Annotated in this window: 12 protein-coding genes and 2 pseudogenes; 3 read left to right on the top strand and 11 right to left on the bottom strand. The window is 52.6% G+C overall.

Annotated features, from left to right (window positions below; genetic code table 11):
* From MWU61_RS19545 to rplB, 6 genes and pseudogenes are all read right to left on the bottom strand, one after another.
* Positions 1-709, bottom strand: a pseudogene (locus MWU61_RS19545) (hypothetical protein); the annotation flags it as partial.
* A gap of 301 nt (positions 710-1010) precedes the next feature.
* Positions 1011-1424 carry a 50S ribosomal protein L16 gene (rplP, locus tag MWU61_RS19540; RefSeq protein WP_247130161.1) on the bottom strand — a complete coding sequence of 138 codons (414 nt, stop codon included), beginning with the start codon at positions 1422-1424 and terminating at the stop codon, positions 1011-1013.
* A gap of 13 nt (positions 1425-1437) precedes the next feature.
* Complete coding sequence (gene rpsC / locus MWU61_RS19535) at positions 1438-2142, bottom strand: 30S ribosomal protein S3 (RefSeq protein WP_247130160.1); 705 nt, start codon at positions 2140-2142, stop codon at positions 1438-1440.
* A complete protein-coding gene (gene rplV, locus MWU61_RS19530) occupies positions 2142-2522 on the bottom strand; it encodes a 50S ribosomal protein L22 (RefSeq protein ID WP_247130159.1) in 381 nt (126 codons plus the stop codon). Before rplV ends, rpsC begins: the two co-directional genes overlap by 1 nt.
* Positions 2523-2525: 3 nt before the next feature.
* A complete protein-coding gene (gene rpsS / locus MWU61_RS19525) occupies positions 2526-2804 on the bottom strand; it encodes a 30S ribosomal protein S19 (RefSeq protein ID WP_247130158.1) in 279 nt (92 codons plus the stop codon).
* A gap of 2 nt (positions 2805-2806) precedes the next feature.
* Positions 2807-3649 carry a 50S ribosomal protein L2 gene (rplB, locus tag MWU61_RS19520; protein WP_247130157.1) on the bottom strand — a complete coding sequence of 281 codons (843 nt, stop codon included), beginning with the start codon at positions 3647-3649 and terminating at the stop codon, positions 2807-2809.
* A gap of 239 nt (positions 3650-3888) precedes the next feature.
* Here rplB and MWU61_RS19515 point away from each other — a divergent pair, with 239 nt between their 5' ends.
* Together MWU61_RS19515 and MWU61_RS19510 are read left to right on the top strand one after the other, a co-directional pair.
* Positions 3889-4584 (top strand): tetratricopeptide repeat protein, encoded by a 696-nt coding sequence (locus MWU61_RS19515; protein ID WP_247130156.1) that lies wholly within the window; start codon positions 3889-3891, stop codon positions 4582-4584.
* Between the two features lie 238 nt (positions 4585-4822).
* Positions 4823-5029 carry a hypothetical protein gene (locus tag MWU61_RS19510; protein WP_247130155.1) on the top strand — a complete coding sequence of 69 codons (207 nt, stop codon included), beginning with the start codon at positions 4823-4825 and terminating at the stop codon, positions 5027-5029.
* Positions 5030-5181: 152 nt separating this feature from the next.
* Here the strand turns inward: MWU61_RS19510 and MWU61_RS19505 are convergent, their stop codons facing one another.
* Genes MWU61_RS19505 through rpsJ form a run of 4 tightly spaced genes read right to left on the bottom strand, consistent with a single transcriptional unit; the run spans position 5182 to position 7141 of the window.
* On the bottom strand, positions 5182-5478 hold the full coding sequence (locus tag MWU61_RS19505) for a 50S ribosomal protein L23 (protein WP_247130154.1): 297 nt from the start codon (positions 5476-5478) through the stop codon (positions 5182-5184).
* A complete protein-coding gene (gene rplD, locus MWU61_RS19500; RefSeq protein ID WP_247130153.1) occupies positions 5475-6095 on the bottom strand; it encodes a 50S ribosomal protein L4 in 621 nt (206 codons plus the stop codon). The genes MWU61_RS19505 and rplD overlap by 4 nt, the downstream gene beginning before the upstream one ends.
* Positions 6085-6813, bottom strand: coding sequence for a 50S ribosomal protein L3 (rplC, locus tag MWU61_RS19495; protein WP_247130152.1), 729 nt, complete (start codon positions 6811-6813; stop codon positions 6085-6087). Before rplC ends, rplD begins: the two co-directional genes overlap by 11 nt.
* Positions 6814-6826: 13 nt before the next feature.
* Positions 6827-7141: a 30S ribosomal protein S10 gene (gene rpsJ / locus MWU61_RS19490; protein WP_089997330.1), complete on the bottom strand. Its 315-nt coding sequence runs from the start codon at positions 7139-7141 to the stop codon at positions 6827-6829.
* Between the two features lie 241 nt (positions 7142-7382).
* Here rpsJ and MWU61_RS19485 point away from each other — a divergent pair, with 241 nt between their 5' ends.
* Positions 7383-9617, top strand: a complete 2235-nt coding sequence (locus tag MWU61_RS19485) for a methyl-accepting chemotaxis protein (protein WP_247130151.1) — start codon at positions 7383-7385, stop codon at positions 9615-9617.
* A gap of 106 nt (positions 9618-9723) precedes the next feature.
* Here the strand turns inward: MWU61_RS19485 and tuf are convergent.
* Positions 9724-9923, bottom strand: a pseudogene (gene tuf / locus MWU61_RS19480) (elongation factor Tu); the annotation flags it as partial.

Here is a 9923-nt window from a genome sequence, read left to right as displayed (position 1 = left end):
TAGCCCACTGGTCAATGCAATCCGCACCGCATCTTGGCGAAATTCGTCCGTACGTTTCAGTCCCATAGTTCATCTCCTTTGTTGCAGTAAATGCTATCAAAGGAGCGGCATCAAACCGCGACAGGTCCAACCCGGTCAAATTGTATTCACGGTACAACGCGAGACTTGGCAACGTTTCGAGCGTGAAGTGGTAAAAGTTGAACAGGTTCTTCGCCATTGTGACCAAGTTCAAATTGCGCACGTCACCGTCTACAATTGGGATCGTCAAGTCGTTTTTCGCCCGTCTTTTTTCGAACGATTGGATTATCTTTTCGAGCCGCTTCTGTTTGCTCGGCGTATCTGTACGGGTCATTTTGACCAGCATTCTGCCGCCAGACGCCCCGCTAAAGAAATATTTGTTGCCTATTGTCGTGATCGTTTTGCTAATTCGCACATCTGTTGCAACGGCAAGCGTGTTTGGGAAAGCGACACCAGCGTTGAAGGCGCGAAATCGTTTGTACCGCTTAATTATGTTGGTCGCATGCTGCCGATGACTTTGCGACGAGAGCGCAAAGAAGGCTTCAATATCAACTCCGTGATCAAGAATTTCAGGAGCAAGTGGTCGATCGTCGAGCCGTTGGATACCGTCATCCCGCCCCGGCCAGAATATATTTCCATGACGAATAGCTTGCGCAGAAATTTTAGATTTCCGAGGGGATTCCCCTGTCATCGTTAGGCTCACTCATTAGTATTGGGAACGTTGGGTGCGCATCAGAGAACGCATCAACGATTACACAAAAATCTCGCAATAGGACGCGGTTCAGATTTAGGGCGACTTAATGATGGACACAACTGTGGCGCCAAGTTTGGGCCGAATTGGTCAACAGTAATGGTCTTAGGGCGGTATTTATTACGCTGCCTTTTCACCACGTTCCAATGCCGCCCAACCCACTGCATCGGCACAAAAAAGCCCCCTGCTGTTCACACAGCAAGGGGCCAATTTTATAGGATCACAGAAGTGACCGCTTAAATTACCAATCTTCGCGTACGATTGTACGTGTTTTGATAGGCAATTTCATTGCTGCAAGGCGCAGGGCCTCGCGGGCAACGGATTCAGATACGCCGTCAATTTCGAACATGACGCGGCCTGGTTTGACCTTACATGCCCAAAAATCAATGGAACCTTTACCTTTACCCATACGCACTTCGACGGGCTTAGACGTCACTGGAGTGTCTGGGAAGATACGGATCCACACACGACCTTGACGCTTCATGTGACGCGTCATGGCACGACGTGCAGCTTCGATTTGACGGGCTGTAATGCGCTCTGGTTCGATGGCCTTAAGACCAAATGAACCAAAGTTCATGTCAGAGCCGCCCTTAGCTTCACCGCGGATGCGGCCTTTGTGAAGCTTACGGTGTTTGGTACGCTTTGGCTGAAGCATTGTTCAGATCTCCTTAGCGACGGCCGGCGCCGCGAGGGATAGCACCCTCTTGGAGCTCAGCGTGTTTACGGTCATGCGCAGATGGATCGTGCTCCATGATGTCACCTTTGTAGATAAACACCTTGATGCCGATGATCCCATAAGGCGTCATCGCCTCGTAGTGAGCATAGTCGATGTCGGCGCGCAGTGTATGAAGCGGCACGCGGCCCTCACGGTACCATTCAGTCCGCGCGATTTCAGCACCGCCAAGACGACCGGCGAGGTTGATACGGATGCCGAGGGCGCCCATACGCATGGAGTTCTGAACAGAACGTTTCATTGCACGACGGAAAGACACACGACGCTCGAGCTGCTGACCGATGTTTTCAGCAACCAGTGCTGCATCGAGTTCTGGCTTGCGAACTTCAACGATGTTGAGGTGCAATTCAGACGCAGTGAGTTTCGCCAGCTTCTGACGCAGACCTTCGATGTCTGCACCTTTCTTGCCGATGATCACACCTGGACGCGCTGCGTGGATTGTAACGCGGCACTTTTTGTGCGGACGTTCAATGATCACGCGGCTGATGCCAGACTGAGCGCATTCTTTCTTGATGAACGCTTTGATGGCGAGATCTTCAAGAAGAAGGTCACCGTAGTCTTTGGTATCTGCATACCAACGGCTGTCCCAGGTACGGTTGACCTGAAGACGCATGCCGATTGGGTTTACTTTGTTACCCATTACGCTTGCTCCTCGACTTGACGCACCACGATGGTGATTTCTGCGAACGGCTTAATGATCTTGCCGAAACGGCCACGAGCCCGTGGACGACCGCGCTTCATGATCAGGTTTTTGCCGACGTAAGCTTCGGCAACAACCAGTTCATCAACGTCAAGGTTGTGGTTGTTCTCAGCGTTGGCGATTGCAGACTGAAGGCATTTCTTCACGTCTTCTGATACGCGCTTTTTAGAGAAAGTCAGGTCCGTCAGGGCCTTTTCAACTTTCTTACCGCGGATCAAGCCAGCAACGAGGTTCAGTTTCTGCGGGGACGTCTTCAGCATGCGCAGTTTTGCACGTGCTTCGTTGTCGGCCACGCGGCGGGGATTCTTATCCTTGCTCATGGCTTATTTCCGCTTCGCTTTTTTATCAGCAGCGTGACCGTAGTAAGTCCGAGTCGGGGAATATTCACCGAACTTCTGACCAATCATGTCTTCTGTGATGTTAACAGGGATGTGCTTCTTGCCGTTGTATACACCAAATGTGAGACCAACGAACTGAGGCAGGATTGTAGAACGACGGGACCAGATTTTGATCACTTCGTTGCGGCCGCTTTCGCGGGTCGCTTCGGCCTTCTTGAGGACATATGCGTCCACAAATGGGCCTTTCCAGACGGAACGAGCCATACTTAACGACCCTTCTTCTTGGCGTGACGCGAGCGAATAATAAGCTTTTGCGACGCTTTGTTTTTGTTACGTGTACGCGCACCCTTGGTCGGCTTACCCCATGGAGTAACCGGATGACGACCACCAGATGTACGGCCTTCACCACCACCGTGTGGGTGATCGATCGGGTTCATCGCAACACCACGAACCGACGGACGAACGCCCTTGTGGCGCATACGACCGGCTTTACCGTAGTTCTGGTTGGAGTTGTCTGGGTTGGACACGGCACCGATTGTCGCCATGCATTCCTGACGGACGAGACGCAATTCACCGGAAGACAGACGGATCTGCGCGTAGCCACCATCACGACCAACGAATTGGGCGTATGTACCAGCGGCACGTGCGATCTGACCACCTTTACCAGGCTTCAGTTCGATGTTGTGTACGATTGTACCGATAGGCATGCCTGAGAACGGCATTGCGTTACCCGGCTTGATGTCGGCCTTTGCAGACGCGATCACCTTGTCACCGATTGCCAGACGCTGAGGGGCCAGAATGTAGTTCTGTGTGCCATCTTCGTACTGGATCAGAGCGATAAATGCTGTCCGGTTCGGGTCATATTCGATCCGTGCGACAACAGCGGACATGTCCAGCTTGTTACGCTTGAAATCTACGATACGGTAAAGGCGCTTTGCACCCCCACCAATGCGACGCATTGTAATTCGTCCGGTGTTGTTCCGGCCGCCCGATTTTGTAAGACCTTGTGTAAGGGCCTTAACTGGACGTCCTTTCCAAAGCTCCGAACGGTCGATCAGCACCAGCCCGCGCTGGCCCGGCGTCGTCGGCTTATACGACTTAAGTGCCATGTTAGCTTCTTCCGTTTGCTTGGCGGTCCCACATGCGTGGAACCTGATGTTATAGGCCCCCGAAGGTGCCCGGATTTTGCATCACAAAAGCCCCGGAACGAATCCGAGGCTCGGGTGATTGGAGGCGTATAGCTGGGAGGGGGTTTGGTGGCAAGTGGGGAGGTGACATATGGTACTGATCTCAACAACGCGGTATGTCTAATGTATGCGGTTACCTCGCTTGGTTTGGAGAATTTCCATTGAAGACAATATCCCGAATAACGCTTGGCACCGTATTTGTTGCATGCTTTTCGCTTTCTGCGCACGCTCAAGACTCTCGGTCAATTCTGACCCGGCTCATATCAAGCCCCAAGTTATTCGAAAAAATGTGCAACGATGGCACTGGATTTGGATGTACCCAACTGGGTTACCATTATGAAGTTGGAGACGGTGTGCATCAATCGGACACATTGGCATTCGAATACTACGACAAGGGGTGCGAGTTGGAACATGCCCGAGGATGCAGCAACCTTGGAGTAGCTCATGAGAGTGGCAGAGGTACGATACAAGATAATGCTCAAGCTTTTGTCGCCTTCGAAAGAGCGTGCGAACTTGGGTATCGTGAGGCGTGTACCTCGGTCGGTAACGGCTATTTGCTTGGTAAAGGGGTCGCCGTTGATCACCAAAGAGCGCGCCAGATACTCGATCTCGAATGCATGGACGGTTATGGTGCCGCCTGTAATTCTCTAGGAAGTATGCATTTGGACGGATTGGGCGTCCCGCGCAACAACTTGAAGGCAGCTTACAACTATGAACTCGGTTGCGATCTTGAAGTCGGCCTTTCATGCCGACAACTCGGTTTAGTGATAGAGGCCTTGGGCGGAGCGAAAGAAGTTTGGGAGGAGCATATTGATAAAGCCTGCCAACTCGGCGATGAATTCAGCTGTAACTACTAATCGACGAAATTCACCCGCCCAGCCCGGAATCAAGCCGTAGGCGCCGGGTCAGCGTCTGCCCGTCCCGGCGGGCTGGCGCTTTGTGAGCCTCACGCAGCCCCATACCTTATAGTATGCTTGGCTGGGACAAAGTGGCCGTAAAGGACGACACCGGTGCCACCCCACGGGCAGACGCTGGCCCTTGTGGTTGATTGCAGCGTCACCATGTTTGAAAGACGAATGAGCGGAGGATGCCTTAATGACTGCCAACCAGATTATTATCCCGATTGCGTTGATTGGCTTTGCTGCTTTTGTTGTCTGGCTGATTGCCACCAACCGACGTGCGAAGAAATTGGATGAAATTCAGGGACATCGTTCGAATGCGCCGCCAAGCCAAATTGATCGTGGTGCAATTGCCAGAAGCGTTGCAGAAGGCCACACCTTGGGCGGCCAACAAAGCCAATGAACGGGCGGAACCAGCAATAACGACTGAGTGCCGCTGTCACATTGCAGGCAATGTGACCTTGCGCACGCGTTGAAAGGACATGGTATCCCTTTCAACGGAAAGAGGCCCCCGCATCACTGCGAGGGCCTCCACAATTTCAACGACGACTAGTCTTACAGACCAGTGGATACGTCGATTGTGTTGCCTTCAACCAGCGTCACATAGGCTTTTTTCACGTCTTTACGTGTGCCAAGCTGGCCACGGAAACGCTTTACTTTACCTTTAGTGATCGTTGTGTTGACCGCTTTCACCTTCACACCAAAGAGCGCTTCAACAGCTTCTTTGATCTGTGGTTTGTTGCTGTCGATTGCCACTTCGAAAACCACAGCGTTGTTTTCAGACGCTGTTGTTGCTTTCTCTGTGATGATCGGCTTGCGGATCACGTCGTAATGTTCTGCCTTAGCGCTCATGACAAACGAGCCTCCAGTGCTTCCAGACCCGCTTTTGTGATGACCAAAGTATCAGACTTCAGGATGTCATACACGTTTGCGCCCTGCGATGGCAGGATGTCCAGTGTTTCGATGTTACGCGCAGCTTGTGCGAACTCAGCGTTCACAGTTGCACCGTCGATGATCAAGGCACGTTTCCAGCCCAATGCGCCAACTTGCTTGGCTACAGCGGATGTTTTCGCGTCTTTGATGTCGATGTTTTCAACAACGACGAGCTCACCAGCGGCGACCTTAGCGGACAGCGCGTGCTTGAGACCCAGCTTGCGGAACTTCTTTGGCAGGTCGTGTGCGTGGGACCGTGGTGTTGGCCCTTTGTACGTACCACCACCGCGGAAGATCGGAGCACCACGGGAACCGTGACGTGCGCCACCAGTACCTTTTTGGCGATAGATCTTCTTCGTGGAGAAGGAAACCTCGGAACGACCAAGCACGTCGTGTGTGCCTGCCATTGCCTTGTTACGCTGCCAGCGAACCACACGGTGCAAGATGTCCTTGCGTGGTTCCAGACCGAAGATGGCTTCGTTCAGGTCAACAGACCCGGCTTTGCCACCGTCAAGATTGATTGCATCAGCCTTCATTGTTCTCGGCCTCCACTTCAGCAGCAGCCGCAGGAGCAGCCGCAGATTTCAAACCAGCAGGGTATACTGTGTTTTCAGGAGTTGGCTTTTTCACCGCATCCTTAACAGTCACCCAACCACCTTTGGAGCCGGGAACAGCGCCTTTGATCATGACCAAGCCACGCTCAACGTCAGTGCGCACAACTTGCAGGTTCTGCGTTGTGACTTTTGCAGCACCCATGTGGCCCGCCATTTTCTTACCTTTGAAAACGCGACCTGGATCCTGACACTGACCTGTTGAACCGTGCGAACGGTGAGAGATGGACACACCGTGTGTCGCACGCAAACCGCCGAAGTTGTGACGCTTCATCGCACCGGCAAAACCTTTACCGATAGATGTACCGGATACGTCAACGAACTGGCCGTCGAAGTAGTGGTTTGCAGCGATTTCTTCGCCAACAGCGATCATGTTCTCTTCAGCAACGCGGAATTCAGCCAGCTTGCGCTTTGGCTCAACCTTCGCCGCAGCGAAGTGACCGCGCATCGCCTGAGACGTACGCTTTGCTTTGGCAGCACCGGCACCCAACTGAACAGCGACGTAACCGTCTTTGTCCGTTGTACGCTGTGCAACAACTTGCAGGTTTTCGAGGGAAAGCACAGTCACAGGGATCTGCTTGCCGTCTTCCATAAACAACCGGGTCATACCCAGTTTCTTTGCGATAATTCCGGAACGGAGCATAATATTCTACTCCTTATACGGAAATCTGGACGTCAACGCCCGCAGCCAGGTCGAGCTTCATCAGCGCGTCTACTGTCTGTGGTGTTGGGTCTACGATGTCGAGAAGACGCTTGTGCGTCCGGATCTCAAACTGATCGCGGGATTTCTTGTCGATGTGCGGGCCACGCAGAACGGTGAACTTCTCGATTTTATTCGGAAGCGGGATTGGTCCGCGAACGGAGGCCCCTGTACGCTTTGCTGTGGAAACGATTTCCTGTGTACTTGCATCAAGCACCCGGTAATCAAACGCCTTCAGGCGAATACGGATGTTTTGGCTTTGTGCGGCCATGTGACATCACCCCTAAATTTAGGGTCTAGAACGGAGAGGAAGACTTACGCCCATCGCAGGCCCTCATCGCGTCTTTTAGTCCAACGGAAAGAGGGCACGCATGGCGTACCCTCATTGGATTGGGGTGCTATAGGGGGAGTCGGAGGATGTGGCAAGACCGTTTTTGACATCACCCGAGCAACGTAAAACAATTAGCAACATTTCCGGCCTAGGGTGTCGAAAATTGTTCAAAGGTGCGCGCGTGCTCAACTCGGTCAAGATATCCGTTAAACTCCCCATTGTCATCATCGCACTATGCCTTCTTGTTGGTGCATCCATTTCTGTCTCTGCCTACCTGCAATCTCGGCAAACCCTACAGGCACTCGCAAAAGACACGATCGATGTCCTCATGATCGAACGCGCCTCCCAGATCGAAAGATGGGCGGCGAATATCGAAAGCCTTGTCGAAAGTTATAGTGCCGACCCAACCGTTCGCGATGCAGCGCTGAGTTTTACGAACACGTTTCGACTGATGGGCGATGATCCGACAGGGACCTTGCAAGAGGTCTACATCACAAACAACCCGCACCCATTTGGCGATCGTGATCTCCTTCTGAAACCAGATGCGCCGCATCGCTATCATCTGCAACATGAACGGTTGCACCCATTCTTTGCGGACATCGCCGAACGCGATGGATATTATGACATCTTCCTGTTCAATTTGGCCGGCGATCTGATCTATTCGACTGAGAAAGAATCCGACTTTGCGACCAACATCGTGACGGGGCCGTATGCTGATAGTGGCCTTGCAACGCTGGTTCGCCAATTGATGGACCAGGACGACAATACGCTGTCGTCAGTCGATTATTCGGCATACGAACCAAGCCATGGGGCACCAGCTGCATTTCTGGCAACCAAGATTGTCAGTGAATGGGGTGACACAATCGGTGTATTCGCCGTACAGCTTCCTGATGACATCCCCACAGAAATTCTGAGCAATCCAGCTGGTCTGCAAAACACAGGCGACATTATTGCGGTCGGGCAGAACGGCAATGCGCGATCGGGATCCCGGTTTGATAACGGACCAGACGTTCTGGGAAACTTTGTCGACACCCAACGTCTGGAAGCATTTGCAAACACAGACGGTTCCACGCTCGTCAATGTTGCCGGGTACCGTGGTGAAAACGTGATATCCATATTGCGACCAATTCGCGTCTTTGATTTTGACTGGTTATTGGTCGCTGAAATTGACACCGCAGAAGTCATTGCACCCGCGATCCAGCTGCGCAATATCATGACGATTATCGGGTTGGCGACTGTCTGTGTCTCGGGTGGCATTGGACTGCTCTTTGCTTCGAGCGTGACAACACCGCTTTCGCGACTTCGGAGCGCCATGGAAAACGTCGCTGGACGGCACACTGATACAAAGATCAGGGACACCCATCGCGCCGATGAAATCGGTGACATCGCAAATACACTTGTCTCTTTCCGCGACCAATTAGACGCCAGCGACGAAGCGGCGCGAAACATCCAACGCCAACAAAGCGAACGCGACAAAGTCGTCGCAAAACTGAACGAGGCGCTGACAGGCCTTGCTCAGGGGGACTTGACGAAGACTATCGACATTCCATTTGCGGCGGAATTCGAACCTTTGCGGAATAATTATAACAATTCCATCCGGCATCTATCAGGCGTCGTTACCACACTTATCACGAATTCCGCCGCCATTCAGAGCGACGCTGATGACATGTTCAAGGCATCCAATGACCTGCAACTTCGCACAGAAAACCAAGCCGCGACGCTTGAAGAAACCGCCGCCGCATTGGACGAACTGACATCAAGTGTGAAGGCAGCCGCCAACGATGCAGAAAGTGTCAAGAATATCGTTTCAGAGGCCGAAACCGACGCGACAAGCAGCGGCCCGATTGTGGCACAAGCCGCGCAAGCGATGGCCCAAATTGAAACCTCATCAGGGTCCATTTCCGAAATCATCGAAGTCATCAATGGAATTGCGTTCCAAACAAACCTTTTGGCACTAAATGCCGGTGTTGAAGCAGCCCGAGCGGGCGACGCTGGGCGGGGCTTTGCAGTCGTTGCATCTGAAGTACGGGCACTTGCCCAACGATCGACCGAAGCATCACAGAAAACGCAGCAGTTGATTGATAGTAGTACGGCCGAAGTCGCCCGTGGGGTATCGCTAGTAAATAAAGCAGGTGAAGCTCTGACAAGGATTGTGGGCCGTATGACCCATATCAACGAAGTTACCGCAAAGATCGCGGGCAGTGTTGCCGAACAATCCGGCTCACTTACCGAAATCAACGTAGGGGTTGCGAGTTTGGATCGCGTCACGCAGCAAAATGCCGCAATGGTCGATACGGTAACGCGTGGCGGGCAGTCGCTTAATGTGAGTGCTTCGAAACTGTCGGAAATTTCAGAGTACTTTCAGGTTTCACGAAACCAGCCTGAACAAGAAGCTATGCAGAACAACGCAGCGTGACCTATTCAATTCGTTGAAGGGTTGAATACCTCCCCCAAACAAAAAGGCCGCGTCATTTTTGGCGCGGCCTTTTCTAGACTTGTTACCTCTTGCGAGGCGTCATTGATTACTCAACAATCTTAGACACAACGCCGGCGCCAACAGTACGGCCACCTTCGCGGATCGCGAAGCGGAGGCCGTCTTCCATGGCGATTGGAGCGATCAGTTCAACGTTGAACTTCAGGTTGTCGCCCGGCATGACCATTTCTGTGCCTTCTGGAAGAACAACAGTGCCTGTCACGTCAGTTGTACGGAAGTAGAACTGTG

This window comes from Loktanella sp. F6476L, from assembly GCF_023015725.1.
GTDB lineage: Bacteria > Pseudomonadota > Alphaproteobacteria > Rhodobacterales > Rhodobacteraceae > Yoonia.
Note: the sequence above shows the minus strand (reverse complement) of the source record. Positions and strands in the feature narration are given on the sequence as shown.

Bases quoted from the DNA above. Each gene is read 5' to 3' on its own strand.
- MWU61_RS19510 (WP_247130155.1), top strand. From the start codon at position 4,823: ATGACTGCCAACCAGATTATTATCCCGATTGCGTTGATTGGCTTTGCT.
- rplB (WP_247130157.1), bottom strand. From the start codon at position 3,649: ATGGCACTTAAGTCGTATAAGCCGACGACGCCGGGCCAGCGCGGGCTG.
- rplP (WP_247130161.1), bottom strand. From the start codon at position 1,424: ATGCTTCAGCCAAAGCGTACCAAACACCGTAAGCTTCACAAAGGCCGC.
- rpsS (WP_247130158.1), bottom strand. From the start codon at position 2,804: ATGGCTCGTTCCGTCTGGAAAGGCCCATTTGTGGACGCATATGTCCTC.
- rpsC (WP_247130160.1), bottom strand. From the start codon at position 2,142: ATGGGTAACAAAGTAAACCCAATCGGCATGCGTCTTCAGGTCAACCGT.
- rplC (WP_247130152.1), bottom strand. From the start codon at position 6,813: ATGCTCCGTTCCGGAATTATCGCAAAGAAACTGGGTATGACCCGGTTG.
- rplV (WP_247130159.1), bottom strand. From the start codon at position 2,522: ATGAGCAAGGATAAGAATCCCCGCCGCGTGGCCGACAACGAAGCACGT.
- rplD (WP_247130153.1), bottom strand. From the start codon at position 6,095: ATGAAGGCTGATGCAATCAATCTTGACGGTGGCAAAGCCGGGTCTGTT.
- MWU61_RS19505 (WP_247130154.1), bottom strand. From the start codon at position 5,478: ATGAGCGCTAAGGCAGAACATTACGACGTGATCCGCAAGCCGATCATC.
- rpsJ (WP_089997330.1), bottom strand. From the start codon at position 7,141: ATGGCCGCACAAAGCCAAAACATCCGTATTCGCCTGAAGGCGTTTGAT.